Source organism: Rugamonas brunnea, from assembly GCF_014042345.1.
GTDB lineage: Bacteria > Pseudomonadota > Gammaproteobacteria > Burkholderiales > Burkholderiaceae_D > Rugamonas > Rugamonas brunnea.
Window position 1 is genome coordinate 70,084 of the sequence record NZ_JACEZT010000006.1, and the last position, 17,587, is coordinate 87,670.

The window sequence follows — 17,587 nt, forward strand, 5'->3', positions numbered from 1 at the left end:
GTCGTTTCAGCGCGGAGCTGCGTCAGTTCAGCGCAGCGGCCGGGCCGAAGAACTCATAGTGGGTCTGCGCTTCCGGCACGCCCAGCTCGCGCAGCGCGTGCTTGACGGTCTTCATGAATGGCGTGGGGCCGAGGAAGTAGGCGTCCACGTCGCGCGTTTCGGGCAGCCACTTGGCCAGCTGGGAGCTGTCGATTAGGCCCACGGCGTCCGGAGCCGGATGGGCATCCTGCGGTTCGGCATACATGTAGTAGCGGCGCAGGTTGGCGTGGCGCTCGGCCAGCTGGTCCACCTGGTCGCGGAAGGCGTGCACGGCGCCATTGCGGGCGGCGTGGATGAAGTGGATGGGGCGGCCCGACTTGAGCGCCTTGCCCAGCATGGCCAGGGTAGGGGTGATGCCCACGCCGCCGCTGATCAGCACGATCGGACGGGCGCTGTCGGCCAGCGTGAAGTTGCCCGACGGCGGGAACAGTTCCACCGTATCGCCTTCCTGTACCTGCTCGTGCAGATAGCCCGACATCTTGCCACCCGGCTCGCGCTTGACGCTGATCTGGTAATCGCGGCCATTGCTTTCGGCCGACAGCGAATACTGGCGGCGCTGCTCGCTGCCATCGACCATGGCGCGGATGCCGATGTACTGGCCGGGCTGGAATTCCATCACGGGCTGGCCATCGGCCGGACGCAGCACGAAGGTGGTGATCTCGGCGCTTTCCTTGCGCTTTTGCGCCACGATGAAGGCGCGCGCGCCTTCCCAGCCGCCCGTCGCGGCGGCCTGGGCCTGGTAGGTCTGGCCTTCGATGCCGATCAGCAGCTCGGCCAGCTGGCCGTAGGCGGCGCCCCAGGCTTCCAGCACGGCGTCGGTGGCCGCCTCGGCGCCCAGCACTTCGCGGATTGCTTTCAGCAGGCTGGCGCCCACCATCGGATAATGTTCAGGCAGAATGCGCAGCGCCACGTGTTTGCTGACGATGGTGTTGACCAGCGGGCCCAGCGCTTCCAGTTTTTCGATGTGCTTGGCGTACATGAGGATGCTGGTGGCCAGCGCGCGCTGCTGGTCGCCGCTGTGCTGGTGGGCCTGGTTGAAGAAGGGCAGCACTTCGGGATAATCCTGGAACAGGGTGCGGTAGAAATGGCGGGTCAGCGCTTCGCCGCCTTGTTCAAGGATGGGGACGGTGGCGGTGACGATGGCGCGGTGCGACTGGGACAGCATAACGACTCCTTTCGGTTAAACATGCATGTAGTATACCGCTTAATCCTTGATCTGTGTCAAGAGAATCTGTATTTCATTTACTTCTATTTTTAGTCAATATTGACGCGCGGAAATGCCCCTCGCGGCGGCGGCGATGTGGTTAAATGATGTTGCGCTGCAATGCGCGCAACGATTTCTTTTTGGTGGTGTGAATGATCTGGTGGCAAAGCTTGAGCGTGTTGGGCAGTCTGGCCGTGACCGGGCCGATTGGCATCGCCATCGCCGTCTGGCTGCTGGCCGGCAAGTCGTGGCGGCTCACGCTGTCGTGGTGTTTGCTGTTTGGCGCCGGCATGGCGCTGGTGGTGCTGACCAAGGTCGCCTTCATCGGCTGGGGAGTAGGGGTGCCCGCCGTGGAGTTCGCCGGCTTCAGTGGCCATGCGATGCGGGCTGCCGCCGTGTTCCCGGTCGCCTTCTATCTCGCCTTCCGGCGCTGGGATGGGCCGCACCGCCAGCTAGCACTTACGCTCGGCATCCTGGTGGCCGTGCTGATCGCCGTGGCGCGTGTGTACGTGATGGCCCATTCCGTGTCGGAAGCGGTCACGGGCTGCCTGCTGGGCCTGGTGGTGGCGGCCGCCTTCATCTGGCACGCCAGCACGGAAAACCACCTGGCCCTGAGCCGCGTGCTGATGGCCTTGTGCATCCCCGTGCTGCTGGTGGCGCCGCGCGTCGAACCCATGCCTACCGAACAATGGATGACGCAGTTGGCCCTGTTCCTGTCCGGCCACGACCGTCCCTACACGCGCAGCCTGTGGCACCGGCCCGGCCCGCGCAGCGTGTTGCGCTGAACCCGTCCCAGAGGGCATCCTCAGTGTTTTTGGCCAGAATTGATGGACGAAATGGTATGATAGGCCACTTTTTTATCAGGGTAATGCACGTCGGCGGCGAGCGCGGCCGCAAGCCCTGATCTAACCAATAACAGTTCACAACGTGCGTCTATCTTCCATTAAATTGTCGGGATTTAAGTCTTTCGTTGATCCCACCAATTTCCAGGTCCCCGGTCAGCTGGTCGGCGTGGTCGGCCCCAACGGTTGCGGCAAGTCGAACATTATCGATGCCGTGCGCTGGGTGCTGGGCGAATCGAAGGCCTCGGAACTGCGCGGCGAGTCCATGCAGGACGTGATTTTCAACGGTTCCACCCACCGCAAGCCGGCCGGCCGCGCTTCGGTGGAACTGGTGTTCGACAACAACGATGGCAAGGCCTCCGGCCAGTGGGGCCAGTACGCGGAAATCGCCGTCAAGCGCACCCTCACGCGCGACGGCACCTCCACCTACTACATCAATGGCCAGCCCGTGCGGCGGCGCGACATCCAGGACATCTTCCTCGGCACGGGCCTGGGCCCGCGCGCCTACGCCATCATCGGCCAGGGCATGATCGCGCGCATCATCGAGTCGCGCCCGGAGGAGTTGCGGGTGTTCCTGGAAGAGGCGGCCGGCGTGTCCAAGTATAAGGAACGGCGCCGCGAGACGGAGAACCGGCTGCACGACACGCGCGAGAACCTGTTGCGGGTGGAAGACATTCTGCGCGAGCTGAACGCCAACCTGGAAAAGCTGGAAGCCCAGGCGGCCGTGGCCACCAAGTTCCACGCGCTGCAGGCGGACCAGGAGGAAAAGCAGAAGCTGCTGTGGCTGCTGCGCAAGCTGGAAGCCGAAAACGAGCAGAAGAAATACTTCCGCGACATGGAGCAGGCCCAGACCGACCTGGAGGAGCAGACGGCCAAGCTGCGCCACGTGGAATTGTCGCTGGAGCAAATGCGCCAGGCCCACTTCGCCGTCGGCGACCGGCTGCACACGGCCCAGGGCCATCTGTACCAGACCAACGCCGAGATCGGCAGCCTGGAAGCGCAGATCAAGTTCGTGCTCGAATCGCGCACCCGTCTGCAAGCCCAGCTCGCTACCTTGACGGCCCAGCGCGACCAGTGGCAAAGCCAGGCCAGCGAATACACGGAACAGATCGAAGAAGCGGAATTCAACCTCGAAGAATTGTCGGCCAAGGTCGAGCAGTCACAGATGATGGCCGAGCAGAAGGCGGAAGCCTTGCCGGCGATGGAGCAGGCGTGGCGCGAAGCCCAGGTCAAGAGCACGGAATCGCGGGCCCGCATCATGCAGGCCCAGCAGCAACTGGAACTGGAATCGGCGCACCAGCGCAACGCTTCCAACATCCTGTCCGGCCTGGCCACGCGGCGCGAGCGTTTGCAGCAGGAAAAGAACGGCCTGAGCCTGCCCGACAGCAGCCACCTGGCCAACCTGAAGCAGCAGCTGGAGGAAAAGCAGCAGGCGCAGGAGGAACTCGGCTACCACCTGGAAGAGGCACTGGAACAGCAGCCGAAGCTGGAGCAGGAACGCCAGGATGCGCAGGCTCAGGTCAATACGGAAACGGCGGCAAATGCCCAGCTGGAAGCGCGCCTGAATGCGCTGCGCCAGATGCAGGAGCGGGTGCAAACCCAGGGCAAGGTGCAGCCGTGGCTGCAAAAGCACGAGCTCGACGCGCTGCCGCGCCTGTGGCAAAAGCTCAACATCGAAGCGGGCTGGGAAACGGCGCTCGAATCCGTGCTGCGCGAGCGCACTTCGGCCTTGCAGATGTCGAACATCGACTGGGCCAAGGCCTTCTTCAGCGATGCGCCGCCCGCCAAGCTGGCCCTGTATGCGCCGTCCACGGCTGTGCCGCCAGCGCCGCTGGAGGTGCCGGGCCTGACGCCGTTCCTGAACCTGCTCAAGCTCAACGATCCCGGCCTGCGCGCCGTGTTGCAGGACTGGTTGCACAACGTCTATTCGGCCGAGGACACGGCCAGCGCCTTCGCCGAGCGCGGCAGGCTGCCGGCCGGCGGCTGCTTCGTCACGCGCCAGGGCCATGTGATCACGCAGGGCAGCGTGCGTTTCTACGCGGCCGACGCCGAGCAGGACGGCATGCTGGGCCGCCAGCAGGAAATCGACAACATCACCAAGCAGTTGCGGGCCCAGCAGATGCTGGCCGACGAGGCGCGCGCGCGCGCCGTGCGCGCCGAGGCGGCCGTGGCCAACCATGCGCGCCAGCTCACCGAATACCGCGCCCGTAGCCAGAGCCTGACCCAGTCCGTGCACACGCTGCAACTGGAAGTGGTCAAGCTGTCCGAGATCGAGGCGCGCTTCAACCAGCGCAGCCACCAGATCGAAACGGACCTGGCCGAGATCGCGGCCCAGGAAGCCGAGCAGATGCAGATCAAGCTGGAATCGGAGGAGAAATTCGAACAGCTCGACATGGCGCTGGGCACCCTGCAAGGCGAGCACGAGGATGGCCAGACGGCCTTCCTGCAGCAGGAACAGCGGCTGGCCGACGCGCGCGAGCAGTTGCGCGACCTGGAGCGGGCCGCGCAGGAAGCCCAGTTCGCCGAGAAATCCCAGCGCAGCAAGATCGAGGAATTGCGCCGCAATATCGCCACCGCCACCACCCAGGCGGCGCAGGTGGCGTCCAGCCTGGAGGCCGGGCAGCAGGAGCTGGCCAGCCTGGAGTCGGGCGCGGCCAACGATGGTTTGCAGGATTTGCTGCAACGGCGCACGGAGCAGGAAAAGGCGCTGTCGGACGCGCGCCACGAGCTGGACCAGATCACCCAGCAACTGCGCTCGTCCGAGGAGCAGCGCATGCAGGCCGAACGCAGCCTGCAACCGCAGCGTGACAAGATCATGGAGATGCAGCTCAAGGAACAGGCCGCGCGCCTGAACCAGGAGCAGTATGCGGCCCAGCTGGCCGAAGTGAACGCGGACGAGGCGGCCCTGTCCGAGAAGCTGCACCCGGACATGAAACCGTCCTACCTGCAAGGCGAGGTGACCCGGCTGAGCAACGCCATCGCCGGCCTGGGCGCCGTCAACCTGGCCGCGCTCGACGAGCTGGCCCAGGCGTCCGAACGCAAGCAGTTCCTGGACGCCCAGAACGCCGACCTGACCGAGGCCATCAATACCTTGGAAGATGCGATCCAAAAGATCGACAAGGAAACGCGCGAACTGCTGCAAGACACCTTCGACCGCGTCAACGGCCACTTCTCCGAACTGTTCCCCATCCTGTTCGGCGGCGGACAGGCCAAGCTGATCATGACGGGCGACGAGATCCTCGATTCCGGCGTGCAGGTGATGGCGCAGCCGCCGGGCAAGAAGAACGCCACCATCCACCTGCTGTCGGGCGGCGAGAAGGCGCTCACGGCCACGGCGCTGGTGTTCTCCATGTTCCGCCTGAACCCGGCGCCGTTCTGCCTGCTCGACGAGGTCGACGCGCCGCTGGACGACGCCAACACGGAACGTTTCTGCCGGATGGTCAAGCGCATGTCGGACCAGACCCAATTCCTCTTCATTTCGCACAACAAGATCGCGATGGAGATGGCCAATCAACTGATCGGTGTGACGATGCAAGAGCAGGGCGTATCGCGCATCGTGGCGGTGGACATGGAAGCCGCCGCCAATTTTGCTTCCGAGGCACAAGCAGCATGACAGACCTTCAACTGAGTTTAATCGGCGCCGGTGGCGTGTTCATCGTCGGCGTGTTCACCTACAACAAGTGGCAGGAATACAAGGCCAAGAAAAGCGTGGAGCGGGCCTTCGCGTCCGACCATGACGACGTGCTGATGCGCGCTGGCGACGCCCCCGTGCCACGCCAGGAACCGAGCTTCTCGCTCGATGGCGCGGCGCCCGGGGTGGCCGGTGGCGAAGCGACGGCGGCGGCCGCCGCGCTGAGCGCCGTGGCCGGCGACGCCCACTATGGCGAGGGCCAGCCTGCGCAAGCGGCCGCGCCGTCGCCGGAACAGGCGGCCAGCCTGGCGGAACAAGCGACCAACCTGGTCGATCCGCTGATCGACTGCCTGCTGCCGCTGGCGCTGGAAACACCGGTGCGCGGCGAGAAAATCCTGCCCGTGCTGCAAACGCTGCGGCTGGTGGGCAACAAGCCGGTGCACTTCATCGGCCTGGCCGTCAGCGGCGACTGGGAACCTATCGTCCACGGCGGGGTCTATACGAAACTGCAGGGCGGTGTGCAGCTGGCCAGCCGCACCACGGCCTTGAACGAACTGGAATATTCGGAACTGGTCACGCGCCTGCGCGCGATGGCCGACGAGATCGGCGCCGAGCCGGAAATCCCGGACATGATCGAGGTGATGGCCGAGGCCCGCAACATCCACCGGTTCGTGGCCGGCCACGACGCGCAGCTGGGCGTGAACCTGCAAAGCAATGGCGCCCCGTGGGCCATCGCCACGCTGCTGGGCGCGCTGGAAAAGAAAGGCTTCGACGTGCGTCCCGATGGCCGCTTCGTGATGCCGGACGGCGAGGGCGGCTATCTGTTCTCGCTGTCGACCAACGTCACGCTGGCCGAGGAAACCACGTCGCGCCTGACGCTGCTGCTGGACGTGCCCTGCGTGGCGCCGGCCCGCGACGGCTTCGGCGCCATGGTGGCGTGCGCCAAGTCGCTGGTGGCGCGCCTGGACGCGACCATCGTCGACGATTACAACACGCCGCTCAGCGATGCGGCACTGGAAGAGATTAAAGGCCAGGTGCAGGATTTCTACGCCGAGATGGAAGCGTCGGACATTCCGGCCGGCTCCTCGCGCGCGTTGCGCCTGTTCAGCTGAAAGTAGGGTAATGAGCAATACGCAACACAACACGGACATGACGGCAGTCGCGGCCCGGATGGCCGCCCTGGGCGCGGAGCTGAACAAGCACCTGCACGCCTATCATGTGCTGGACGCGCCCACCATCCCGGACGCGGAGTACGACAAGCTGTTCCTCGAATTGCAGCAACTGGAAGCGGCCCATCCCGGGCTGGCCCAGCCCGATTCGCCCACCTTGCGCGTGGGCGCGCCGCCGCTGCCGCAGTTCGAGCAGGTCACGCACGCCGTGCCCATGCTGTCGCTGAACAACGGCTTCAACGACGACGACATCGTCAACTTCGACCGCCGCGTGCGCGAAGGGCTGGACGCGGTGCAGGTGGAATACGCGGCCGAGGTCAAGTACGATGGCCTGGCCATCAACCTGCGTTACGTGGACGGCGTGCTGGTGCAGGCCGCCACGCGCGGCGACGGCTACACGGGCGAGGATGTGACGGCCAACGTCAAGACCATCCGCAGCATCCCGCTACGCCTGGACACGCCACACCCGCCGGCCGTGCTCGACGTGCGCGGCGAAGTGCTGATGTTCAAGGCCGATTTCGAACGCATGAACGAGCGCCAGCGCGCCGCCGGCCACAAGGAATTCGTCAACCCGCGCAACGCGGCGGCCGGCACCTTGCGCCAGCTCGACTCGCGCATCACCAGCCAGCGCAAGCTGAGCTTCTTTGCCTATGGCATCGGCGCGCTGGAAGGGGCGCCCATGCCCGAGTCGCATTCGGCGCTGCTGGACTGGTATCGCACGCTGGGCTTGCCCGTGGCGCGCGAAGCGTCCGTGGTACGCGGCGTGGACGGCCTGCTTGGCTACTACCGCGCCATCGGCGCCAGCCGTCCCACCCTGCCGTATGAGATCGACGGCGTGGTGTACAAGGCCAACAGCCTGCGCGACCAGCGCGTGCTCGGCTACGTGTCGCGCGCGCCCCGCTTTGCGCTGGCCCACAAGTTCCCGGCCGAGGAAGCGCTGACGACGGTGCAGGCGATCGAAGTGCAGGTGGGCCGCACGGGCGCCATCACGCCGGTGGCGCGGCTGGCGTCCGTGTTCGTCGGCGGCGTCAACGTCACCAATGCCACGCTGCACAACGAGGACGAGGTGCGCCGCAAGGACGTGCGCGTGGGCGACACGGTGATCGTGCGCCGCGCCGGCGACGTGATCCCCGAAGTGCTGGCCGTGGTGCTCGACAAGCGCCCCGAACCGGCGCCGCCGCCGTATGAACTGCCCAAGCATTGCCCCGTGTGCGGTTCGCACGTGGTGCGCGAGGAGGATGAAGCCATCGCGCGCTGCTCGGGCGGCCTGTTCTGCTCGGCCCAGCGCAAGGAGGCGATCCGCCACTTCGCCGGCCGCCGCATGATGGACATCGAAGGCCTGGGCGACCGCTACATCGACAACCTGGTCGAAGCGGGCCTGGTGCATGGCGTGTCGGACCTGTACCGGCTCACGCTGGACGACCTGCTGAAAATGAAGCGCCTGGCCGATGAGCGCGACGGCACCACGCCCGAGACGGTCCAGCAAGGCAAGGTGGCCACCAAGTGGGCCGAGAATTTGCTGGAGGCGATCGCCGCCGCCAAGCGCCCGCCGCTGGAACGCCTGTTGTTCGCGCTCGGCATCCGCCACGTGGGCGAGTCGACCGCCAAGACCCTGGCTGAATGGCTGGGCCGCTTCGCGCTGGTGCGCCGCGCGCCGGTGGCGCTGCTGCGCGTGCTGCCCGACATCGGCGGCACCGTGGCCGAATCGATCGCGGACTTTTTTGCGGAACCGAAGAACCAGCAGGCGATCGACGCGCTGCTGGCCGAGGGCGTGCAGCCGCAAGGCGAGCATGCGCCCAGCGCCAAGCTGCGCGAGCGGCTGGACACGGTCAAGCTGCTGGCCGCGCTGGCCATCCCCAAGCTGACGGAGCCGCGCAGCAAGCAACTGGTGGAGCAGGGCGTCACGCTGGAGGCGCTGGCCTACCTGAAGATATTCGACGTGTTCGGCCTGCCGGCCGCCGTGGCCGACGCGCTGCGCGACTGGATGGAGCAACCCGGCCACCGCGAACAGGTGCTGGCGCTGGATGCCTTGCGCACGGACTTGCTGGCCCAGCTGCCGGAAGCGGCCGCCGTGGTGGAAAGCGCCCTGAGTGGCAAGACCTTCGTATTGACGGGCACCCTGCCCAACCTGAGCCGCGACCAGGCGGCGGCCCTGATCGAGGCGGCCGGCGGCCGCGTGGCCGGTTCCGTGTCCAAGAAGACCGGCTACGTGGTGGCCGGCGCCGATGCCGGCAGCAAGCTGGCCAAGGCGCAGGAACTTGATCTGGCGATCCTCGACGAAGCGGGCTTGCTGGCATTATTGGCATTACACGGGCAGCCCGCGGCTGCCGCAACAGACAACGGAAGTGTGGCATGACGAAGAAAATTACCAAGGCAGTGTTCCCGGTGGCGGGACTGGGCAGCCGTTTCCTGCCCGCGACCAAGGCCCAGCCCAAGGAAATGCTGCCCATCGTGGACAAGCCGCTGATCCAGTATGCGGTGGAGGAAGCGGTGGCGGCCGGCATCACTGAGCTGATCTTCATCACGGGCCGCAACAAGCGCGCCATCGAAGACCACTTCGACACGGCCTATGAACTCGAATCGGAACTGGAAGCGGCCGGCAAGACGCGGTTGCTCGAATTCGTCCAGAACGTGATCCCCAAGCACGTCAACTGCATCTACATCCGCCAGTCCGCGCCGCTGGGCCTGGGCCACGCCGTGCTGTGCGCGCGCCCCGTGGTGGGCGATGATCCGTTCGCCGTGCTGCTGGCGGACGACTTCATGGACACGCCCGACGGCGTCAAGCCCGTGCTGGCCCAGATGACGGACTTGTACGCCTATGAGCGCTGCAGCGTGCTGGCGGTGCAGAACGTGCCGCGCAGCGAGACCAAGCAGTACGGCATCGTCAGCGCGTCGGCCTACCAGCCCAACCTGGAACTGGTGCACGGCATCGTGGAGAAGCCGCAGCCCGACGAGGCGCCGTCCACGCTGGCCGTGGTGGGGCGCTACGTGCTGTCGGGCCGCATCTTCGGCTACCTGGAGAACATCGGCGCCGGCACCGGCGGCGAAATCCAGCTCACGGACGGTATTGCTGCCCTGATGAAGGATGAACGCGTGCTGGCCTACCGCTACCAGGGCCAGCGCTACGACTGCGGCTCCAAGCTGGGCTACCTGAAGGCCACCACGGCCATGGGCCTGAAGCACGCTGAAATCGGCGATGCCTATTGCACCTTCCTGCGCGATATCCAGTGCCAGCTTAAAAGTGAGCACCAAGGCGAGCAGGGCGGAGGCCAGCCATGACCGTGCGCGAGATTCTCAAGATGGGCGACCCGCGCTTGCTGCGGGTGGCCGAGCCGGTGCGCGAATTCGGCACGCCCGAGATGACGCGCCTGATCGCCGACATGTTCGACACCATGCACGCGGCCAATGGCGCCGGCCTGGCCGCGCCGCAGATCGGCGTCAACCTGCAGCTGGTGATCTACGGCTTCAAGCAGAACACGCGTTATCCGGATGCGCCGCAAGTGCCGGAAACGGTATTGATCAATCCCGTGCTCACTCCGCTGTCGGACGAGCAGGAGGAGGGCTTCGAGGGATGCTTGTCTGTGCCCGGCCTGCGCGGCAGCGTGCCACGCTGGACCCGGCTGCGCTATGTGGGCGTGGACCAGTTCAATCAGCCCATCGTGCGTGAGGTGGACGGCTTCCACGCCCGCGTGGTGCAGCACGAGGTGGACCATCTGCACGGCATCTTGTACCCGATGCGCATCAAGGACTTCTCCCGGTTCGGCTTCACCGACGTGATGTTCCCCGACCTCGATCCCCACGACGACGATTGAGCGGAGCACGATGAGCGCAGAGCCAGTCAAGGGGCCGTTGCGGCCCAAGGTGGGGGCCGAACGGGGCACCTTCCGCATGGGAAATTCGCGCATCAAGCGCGTGGGCCTGCCGCGCTGGTACTGGGCCGACATCTACCACTGGATGCTGACGCTGACGTGGGCCCGCTTCTTCCTGCTGTTCTCCACCATCTACGTGGCGACCAACCTGTTCTTCGCCAGCGCGTTCTACCTGGTGCCCGGTTCCGTCTCCAACGCGCGGCCGGACTCCTTCTTCGACGACGTGTTCTTCTCGATCGAGACGCTGGCGACGGTGGGCTATGGCTACATGAACCCGGGCAGCACCTACGGCCACGTGGTGGCCTCGATCGAGATCATGCTGGGCATGGTGGAGGTGGCGGTGGTGACGGGTCTGCTGTTCGCGCGCTTCTCGCGGCCCACGTCGCGCATCATGTTCTCCGACGTGGCCGTCATCACGCCGTTCAATGGCGTGCCCACGCTGATGCTGCGCACCGGGAATGAGCGCTCCAACCTGATCCTGGAGGCGTCCGTGCGGGCCTCGCTGGTGCGGCGCGAGACGACCCAGGAAGGCCAGCTGTTCACGCGCTTCTACGACCTCAAGCTGGAGCGCGACCAGACCACCGTGTTCGCGCTGACCTGGACCATCATGCACCGTATCGACGAGCAAAGCCCGTTGTGGGGCAAAACCCAGCAGGACCTGATCAACGAGGGCACCACGCTGACCGTGGGCGTGTCCGGCACGGACGATACGCTGAACGATTTCGTGCACGCGCGCCAAAGCTATTCGGCCGAGCACATCTTCTTCAACCACCACTTCGCCGACATCCTGTCCGACAAGCTGGAGGGCGATATCCGCATCCTCGACTTCAGCAAGTTCCACGATATCCATCCGGACGGCAGCGAAGGCGGCACCATGCCCGGCGCCGCCGTGGCCCATCCGGGCTGACGAAGCTTACATCTCCGGTCCCGGTTCGCTGGGTACGGGCGATGCCGTTTCATCGACCTGCAGGATGGCCGCCACGTGCTGCAAGCGCAGTCGCTTTTCCTCCTTGATCGGCCCGCTGCGGGCCAGCAGGCCGCGCGCCAGGTGCAGCGCTTCGCGGCGCTGGGCCAGCGTGGGCAGCAGCACGCGCAAACCTTGCAGCGCGCGCTCCTCGTCCAGCCGCACCAGGTAGGTTTGCAGGTTGACGGCATGCTTGAGCTGGTTCAGCGTGATGGTCTTGTCCAGACCCCGTTCGCGCATCAGCTGGCGGATGCCGTCGTAGGGCCGCTTGTCCACCACGCCCACACCGCTGGCCACGTAGATCACCAGCCGCAGGAAGCCCGATTCCTGGCTGCCCCGTTCGAACCACGTCTCGCGTTCGGCGCGGCGCAGGCGCAGCAGCTCGTCCTGTTCGCGGTTGCGCCCGCGCGGGCGGTTCAGGTGCGGCGCGGACGGCGACAGGCCCACCAGCGCCGCCGTCAGCGGCGATTCGTAGACGGCCTTGAACAGGTTCTCGCAGGCGCTGTCGCGCAGGTCGCGGTAGCTGTCCCACATTTGTCCGATCATGGCGCTGGCCTGCTGTTCGGCTTGCAGCAGTGGATTGTCCGGGGCCACCGGCCGGCGCTGGGCGCGCACGGCTTCGGCCAGCGGCGCTACCGCCTTGACGAAGGGATTGCTGTCCGAGATCAGGTGGCGCTCCAGCCGCGCCCAGTTGAGGTTGCGGTACAGCGCGGCCGTGGTCTCGTTGGTCACGGCGCGCACGGCCGGTGACACGAAGCGGTCATACATGGCCTGGTTGACCTGGGCCACGCGGCGCACCACCTCGAACGCGCGTTCGTCTTGGCGGCCTTCTTCACCGAGCGCCAGGATGTCGCTTACTTCGCGCGGCTCGAAGCGGATCACGTAACGGCCGCTGGCGAATTCCAGGCCCGGCATGTCGGGGTGGGTGTCGGTGATGATGGCTTCGTACAGGCCCGGTGGCAGCACGTCGATCAGGTCCAGCGCGTTGGCCAGTTCCGTGTGCTCGCGGTTGGCCACGCCGGCCGACACGAAGATGCCCAGGTGGCCCACGTGCTCATGCAGGAAGTAGACGATGGTTTGCTCGTTGTCGCGGATCTCGCCCGCGTTGGCGTACAGGTCCGGAATCCAGTTCAGCGCCTGCTGGGGCGGCGTGATGTTGTCGCCCCACGATGCGAACACGATGATGGGCGAACGGATGTGGCGCAGGTTGATCTGGCTGCGGCCCTCATCGTGGAAGATCTCGCCCGCGCTCAGGCGGTTGCCGACGAACAGGTTCTGGGTGATCCACTCCATCTCCTCCTTGTTGAGCAGGAAGTGGCCGCCCCACCAGCGTTCGAACTCCAGGAAGCGCTGCCGTTCCGTGTCGACCTTGGCGTACAGGCCGTAGGGCTTGTGCCAGTAGGTGTTGGCCGGGTCCAGCTGCTCGAAGTTGTTGACCAGGTGGGCGCCGTCGAATTTGCCGTTGCCCATGTCGCCGGCCAGCGAGGCGGGCCAGGTGCCGCCCAGCAGCCCGCCCGTGTAGCGCATCGGGTATTTGCCGTGCACCCCGGACCAGTACGAGATGGGCGAGCCGGCCAGCAGGATGGGGCCCACCAGTTCCGGCTCCAGCGCGGCCAGCATCATCAGCGCCCAGCCACCCTGGCAGTTGCCGATCACGAAAGGCTTGCCGGCGTCGCCCGGGTGCAGCTGGTTGACCTTGGCCAGGAATACGCGTTCGGCCGCCGTCACGCATTCGACCGTCTGGCCCGGCACCGGCTGCGGGAAGAACATCACGAAGTAGCATGGGTGGCCCTGGCGCAGCGCGATGCCGATCTCGCTGTCGATCTTGGAGCCGCCAATGCCGGGGCCGTGCCCGGCGCGCGGGTCGATCACGACGAAGGGGCGCTTGTGCGGGTCGGTGGCCGGGCAGCCGGGCGGCGGCTTGATGGCGGCCAGCGCGTAGTTGGCCGGCCGTTCCAGCTTGCGGCCATCGACGATGATGTCGTAGTCGAACACCAGCACGGGTGGTTTGCCCGACTGCTCATGCTCGGCATAAATGTTGCCGCGCTCGCGCAGCACATCGAAGGTAAGGATGGACCGCTGCCACGCATCGACCCAGTAGTCGAAGATGGACGAGGCGAGCGGGGGCGAAGCCGGCGTGCCGGCTGGCGGGTCGGACAGGGACATGGAGCACTCCCAGGGGTGGTTCGGTGGCCGGTCTCCCGGCCGCTCAGGCTACTAGGCTACTGTTTGTGGCTGCCGGCTTGCTGGGCTGCGCGGCTCAGGGCCGTTTGCGTCTCCAGCGTCAGTTCGGCCAGCTGGCGGCCGTAATCGACGGCCCGTTCCAGTGTGGGGGCCACCTGGGCACTGGCCGTGGCCAGCCATTCCTGCGGGGTGCTGGCGGCGAGGCGCGCGTGCATGGCTTTCGGGTATTCATCGAGCACGCTGCGGATGGCGTCCATGTTGAGGGCCGTCAGTTTGGCCATGCTGTCGACCCCGCTCTGGGCCAGCGAGGTGACGAAATCGACTTGCGCTTCCACTTGTGCGCGGCTGGCCGCGGGTAACTGTGCGGTGAACTGTTCTGCTGCTGAAACCATGGATGCCTCCTGGGTGGTTTGCTGACAGTGTGTCGGAATGGAGCGTGGTCATTGTGGCATGGTGTGCGGGCGGGGGCAAGCGGCGCGCGCTACGCCGTATCAAGCTGCGGCGAGCGGCATCGGGCGGTGGCGAGCGGTGCCGCTTGGTATCGCGCCGCCTCAGGCCGCGCCCAGCAGGTCGCGGGCATTCAGCAGCGCGTAGACGATGTCGGGATGGCGGTCCAGGCAGCGCCGGATGGCGGCCGGGATGGCCTGGCGCGTCTTGCGGCACAGGCCGGGGCGCTCGGCCAGTTCGATCGCCAGGCCGCGCACGGTGCGCACCCCGTGTACGCTGGGGGTGATGCTGACCACCATGCCCAGCAACTGGTCCATGCGGGCCGTCATGTGCTGCAGTTCCTCGTAGCTGGCCACGGCTTCGATGCGGGCGATCAGGCGTTTTTCTTCCTCGCGCGTGAGGCGCAGGATGCGCACGTCCGTCTCCGGCGCCGTTTCCAGCGCGTCCAGCAGCCCGTCGCGCCCGCAGACGCAGGCGCCGGGCGGACACTCCTGGCGTATCGGAAAGGGCAACGCTTGCAGCATGGCGGCACGGGCGTGAACGGGCGGAGCTTGATTTTACCCCGATCGCCGCGCAACCGGGGTCAGGTCATACGATCAGGCATCTTGCCTGATCGTATGACCTGACCCCGGTGTTGCTGGTGCATCAGCTTTGGGCTTCCTCGCCCAGGCGGCCGGCGCGGAAGTCTTCCACGGCGGCGAAGATCTCGGCCTGGGTGTTCATCACGAACGGGCCGTATTGCGCGATCGGCTCGTTCAGGGGCTGGCCGGCCAGCAGGATGGCGCGGCTGGCTTCGGCCGCGTGCACGGTGACGCCGTCGGCGCCGGCCGTGTTGGCCAGGATCGCCATCGCCTTGGACTGCACCGCCTTGTCGCCCACGGTGACCGTGCCGCGGTAGGTGTACAGGAAGGCGTTATGGCCTTCCGGCAGCAGCTGGCTGAAGCTGGCGCCGGCCGGGATTTCCAGGTCCAGGTACAGCGGTTCCGTCACGTCGCGCTGGACGGCGCCGTCCACACCGTGGCTGCGCCCGGCGATCACGCGCACCGTCACGCCTTCGGGCGTGGTGTAGCGCGGGATGTCCTCAGCTTCGAAGTCGCGGTACCACGGCTGGCGCATCTTGTCGCGCGCGGGCAGGTTCAGCCACAGCTGGAAGCCTTCCATCACGCCTTCCTCCTGCTCCGGCATTTCCGAGTGGATCACGCCGCGGCCGGCCGTCATCCATTGCACGCCGCCGCTGGTGAGCAGGCCTTCGTGGCCGGCGCTGTCCTTGTGGCGCATGCGCCCGGTCAGCATGTAGGACACGGTTTCAAAGCCACGGTGCGGGTGCGACGGGAAGCCGGCGATGTAGTCGTTGGCTTCGTCGCTGCCGAAGGCGTCCAGCATCAGGAACGGGTCCAGGCGGCGCTGCAAGGCCTGGGTCAGGACGCGGTTGATCTTGACGCCGGCCCCGTCCATCACGGCCTGGCCGTGGATGATGCGTTCCACCGAGCGGCCTTGACGCACTTGCTCGGGTACTGCGGTCGTAGTCTGTGCCATCACATTCTCCAGGTTGAGCGCGCCGCCCGGGGCGCGCAACATTGTTACTTGACGGGGTTGATACCGGATTTATACCGGGTTTATACCAGCACCGCGTTGATTTCCGCGTCAGCCTGGGCTTGCGCCTTGGCCACGGCGTCAGGACCCAGGCCCATGCCTTCAGCGTACACGAACTGCACGTCGGTCAGGCCCAGGAAGGCCAGGAAGGTCTTCAGGTGCGGCAGTTGGGTGTCCGACGGGGCGCCGCGGTGCATGCCGCCACGGGCCACGGCCACGTACACTTTCTTGCCGGTCAGCAGGCCGACGGGGCCGGTGGCCGTGTACTTGAAGGTGACGCCGGCGCGGGCGATGGCGTCGAACCAGCTCTTCAGTTGCACGGTGATGCCGAAGTTGTACATGGGCGAGCCGATCACGATCACGTCGGCTGCCTGCACCTGGGCGATCAGGGCGTCGTCGAGGGCCACGCGGGCGGCTTGCTCGGCGTTGCGCTGCTCGGCCGGCGTGAACAGGGCCTGCAGGGCGGCTTCGTCCAGCACGGGATGGGGCTGGGCGGCCAGGTCGCGGCGCGTCACGCTGACGTTGGCGGCGGTGGCGCTCAGCTTGGCGACCAGGGCGTCGGCCAGGCGGGTCGATTCGGAACCGGTGCTGCGGGCGCTGGAGTTGATTTGCAGGATGTTCATGGTGTGCTCCGTTTCTGTGGGGTGGTTGTTACGATGGATGAACTTTATCAGTTCCAAAAACGTGCCGGAAGCCGTTAAAATGGATAACATTAGTCCACTGATGGAACAATCACATGGAAATCGATCCTGGAGACTTGCTGCTGTTCGCCCGCATCGTCGAGTGCGGCAGTTTCAGCCTGGCGGCCGCGCGCGTGCAGTTGCCCAAGTCCACCGTCTCACGCCGCCTGTCCCTGCTGGAGACGCAGCTGGGCGAGCGCTTGCTCCAGCGCACTACGCGCAAGCTGGTGTTGACGGAATTTGGCGCCAGCCTGCTGGAGCACGCGCGCCGTGTCACCGAGGAAACGGAGGCGGCCGGGGCGCTGGCCCAGCACCGGCAAGGCGCGCCCAGCGGGCTGCTGCGCGTGTCCATGCCGGCCGACTTCGCCAACCTGGTGATGGGGGCGCTGCTGGCCCGTTTCATGGCCGAATACCCGGCCATTTCGCTGGAGCTGGATTTGTCGCCGCGCCGGGTCGACCTGGTGGCGGAGAATTTCGACCTGGCCATCCGCATGGGGGCGCTGCCGGACGACGCCACGCTGGCCGCGCGCCGGGTCGTGCTGAGCACGCTGGGCCTGTACGCGGCGCCGGCCTACACGGGTTTGCGCGGCTTGCCTGAACACCCGGATGACCTGTTCCAGCATGATCTGCTGAGCCTGCCGCCGCGCACGAACGGGCTCACGCGCTGGACTTTGCAGCGCGGTAAGACCTTATGGGAGCGCGATTTGCCCGTGCGGATGATGGCCAATTCGCCGGACTTGCTGGTGCGCATGGCGCGCACCGGCGCGGGCATCGCGGCCAGCACCCAGCAGCTGGCGCTGCCTTATCTGCAAACGGGGGAGCTGGTGCGGGTGTTGCCGGACTGGTGTTTCCCAACCGTGACAGGGTGGGCCGTCTTCCCCGGCCGCCGCCTGATGCCGGCCAAGACCAGGGTGTTCCTCGACATGCTGGAAGCGAGTTTCGCGGCTGAGAGCACCGTGTGAGGC

The 17,587-nt window shown here is 66.3% G+C and carries 14 protein-coding genes; 8 read left to right on the top strand and 6 right to left on the bottom strand.

All coding sequences use genetic code 11. The features are described from left to right. Positions 1–22: 22 nt before the first annotated feature. On the bottom strand, positions 23–1,204 hold the full coding sequence (gene hmpA, locus H3H37_RS10860; RefSeq protein WP_182162272.1) for an NO-inducible flavohemoprotein: 1,182 nt from the start codon (positions 1,202–1,204) through the stop codon (positions 23–25). A 191-nt stretch (positions 1,205–1,395) separates the two neighbouring features. On the opposite strand from hmpA, the gene H3H37_RS10865 reads away from it, so the two are divergent. The 7 genes from H3H37_RS10865 to H3H37_RS10895 all read left to right on the top strand — a co-directional run bounded on the left by H3H37_RS10865 (position 1,396) and on the right by H3H37_RS10895 (position 11,661). Continuing rightward, entirely contained in the window at positions 1,396–2,028 is a 633-nt protein-coding gene (locus tag H3H37_RS10865; RefSeq protein ID WP_182162274.1) for a phosphatase PAP2 family protein, read from the top strand. Between the two features lie 142 nt (positions 2,029–2,170). Next, a complete protein-coding gene (gene smc, locus H3H37_RS10870) occupies positions 2,171–5,698 on the top strand; it encodes a chromosome segregation protein SMC (RefSeq protein ID WP_182162276.1) in 3,528 nt (1,175 codons plus the stop codon). Beyond that, positions 5,695–6,828 carry a cell division protein ZipA C-terminal FtsZ-binding domain-containing protein gene (locus tag H3H37_RS10875; protein ID WP_182162277.1) on the top strand — a complete coding sequence of 378 codons (1,134 nt, stop codon included), beginning with the start codon at positions 5,695–5,697 and terminating at the stop codon, positions 6,826–6,828. Before smc ends, H3H37_RS10875 begins: the two co-directional genes overlap by 4 nt. 10 nt (positions 6,829–6,838) lie before the next feature. Next, positions 6,839–9,241, top strand: a complete 2,403-nt coding sequence (ligA, locus tag H3H37_RS10880) for an NAD-dependent DNA ligase LigA (protein ID WP_229218775.1) — start codon at positions 6,839–6,841, stop codon at positions 9,239–9,241. Then, positions 9,238–10,164 carry a UTP--glucose-1-phosphate uridylyltransferase GalU gene (galU, locus tag H3H37_RS10885; protein ID WP_182162279.1) on the top strand — a complete coding sequence of 309 codons (927 nt, stop codon included), beginning with the start codon at positions 9,238–9,240 and terminating at the stop codon, positions 10,162–10,164. The genes ligA and galU overlap by 4 nt, the downstream gene beginning before the upstream one ends. Further along, on the top strand, positions 10,161–10,697 hold the full coding sequence (def, locus tag H3H37_RS10890; RefSeq protein WP_182162281.1) for a peptide deformylase: 537 nt from the start codon (positions 10,161–10,163) through the stop codon (positions 10,695–10,697). The genes galU and def overlap by 4 nt, the downstream gene beginning before the upstream one ends. Before the next feature lie 10 nt (positions 10,698–10,707). Then, positions 10,708–11,661 (top strand): ion channel, encoded by a 954-nt coding sequence (locus H3H37_RS10895; protein ID WP_182162283.1) that lies wholly within the window; start codon positions 10,708–10,710, stop codon positions 11,659–11,661. Positions 11,662–11,667: 6 nt separating this feature from the next. Here the strand turns inward: H3H37_RS10895 and H3H37_RS10900 are convergent, their stop codons facing one another. From H3H37_RS10900 to H3H37_RS10920, 5 genes are all read right to left on the bottom strand, one after another. Continuing rightward, positions 11,668–13,884, bottom strand: coding sequence for a DUF3141 domain-containing protein (locus H3H37_RS10900; protein WP_182162285.1), 2,217 nt, complete (start codon positions 13,882–13,884; stop codon positions 11,668–11,670). 56 nt (positions 13,885–13,940) lie between these two features. Continuing rightward, on the bottom strand, positions 13,941–14,294 hold the full coding sequence (locus H3H37_RS10905; RefSeq protein WP_182162287.1) for a phasin family protein: 354 nt from the start codon (positions 14,292–14,294) through the stop codon (positions 13,941–13,943). Between the two features lie 159 nt (positions 14,295–14,453). Then, positions 14,454–14,873: a hypothetical protein gene (locus H3H37_RS10910; RefSeq protein WP_182162289.1), complete on the bottom strand. Its 420-nt coding sequence runs from the start codon at positions 14,871–14,873 to the stop codon at positions 14,454–14,456. 121 nt (positions 14,874–14,994) lie between these two features. After that, positions 14,995–15,885: a pirin family protein gene (locus H3H37_RS10915; RefSeq protein WP_182162292.1), complete on the bottom strand. Its 891-nt coding sequence runs from the start codon at positions 15,883–15,885 to the stop codon at positions 14,995–14,997. Between the two features lie 80 nt (positions 15,886–15,965). After that, positions 15,966–16,565 (bottom strand): FMN-dependent NADH-azoreductase, encoded by a 600-nt coding sequence (locus H3H37_RS10920; RefSeq protein WP_182162294.1) that lies wholly within the window; start codon positions 16,563–16,565, stop codon positions 15,966–15,968. A gap of 113 nt (positions 16,566–16,678) precedes the next feature. Here H3H37_RS10920 and H3H37_RS10925 point away from each other — a divergent pair, with 113 nt between their 5' ends. Then, positions 16,679–17,584 carry a LysR family transcriptional regulator gene (locus tag H3H37_RS10925; protein WP_182162296.1) on the top strand — a complete coding sequence of 302 codons (906 nt, stop codon included), beginning with the start codon at positions 16,679–16,681 and terminating at the stop codon, positions 17,582–17,584. The last annotated feature ends 3 nt before the right edge of the window (positions 17,585–17,587 follow it).

Coding starts and splice junctions, on each gene's coding strand:
- hmpA (WP_182162272.1), bottom strand. CDS start 1,204: ATGCTGTCCCAGTCGCACCGCGCCATCGTCACCGCCACCGTCCCCATC.
- H3H37_RS10865 (WP_182162274.1), top strand. CDS start 1,396: ATGATCTGGTGGCAAAGCTTGAGCGTGTTGGGCAGTCTGGCCGTGACC.
- H3H37_RS10875 (WP_182162277.1), top strand. CDS start 5,695: ATGACAGACCTTCAACTGAGTTTAATCGGCGCCGGTGGCGTGTTCATC.
- ligA (WP_229218775.1), top strand. CDS start 6,839: ATGAGCAATACGCAACACAACACGGACATGACGGCAGTCGCGGCCCGG.
- galU (WP_182162279.1), top strand. CDS start 9,238: ATGACGAAGAAAATTACCAAGGCAGTGTTCCCGGTGGCGGGACTGGGC.
- def (WP_182162281.1), top strand. CDS start 10,161: ATGACCGTGCGCGAGATTCTCAAGATGGGCGACCCGCGCTTGCTGCGG.
- H3H37_RS10895 (WP_182162283.1), top strand. CDS start 10,708: ATGAGCGCAGAGCCAGTCAAGGGGCCGTTGCGGCCCAAGGTGGGGGCC.
- H3H37_RS10900 (WP_182162285.1), bottom strand. CDS start 13,884: ATGTCCCTGTCCGACCCGCCAGCCGGCACGCCGGCTTCGCCCCCGCTC.
- H3H37_RS10905 (WP_182162287.1), bottom strand. CDS start 14,294: ATGGTTTCAGCAGCAGAACAGTTCACCGCACAGTTACCCGCGGCCAGC.
- H3H37_RS10910 (WP_182162289.1), bottom strand. CDS start 14,873: ATGCTGCAAGCGTTGCCCTTTCCGATACGCCAGGAGTGTCCGCCCGGC.
- H3H37_RS10915 (WP_182162292.1), bottom strand. CDS start 15,885: ATGGCACAGACTACGACCGCAGTACCCGAGCAAGTGCGTCAAGGCCGC.
- H3H37_RS10920 (WP_182162294.1), bottom strand. CDS start 16,565: ATGAACATCCTGCAAATCAACTCCAGCGCCCGCAGCACCGGTTCCGAA.
- H3H37_RS10925 (WP_182162296.1), top strand. CDS start 16,679: ATGGAAATCGATCCTGGAGACTTGCTGCTGTTCGCCCGCATCGTCGAG.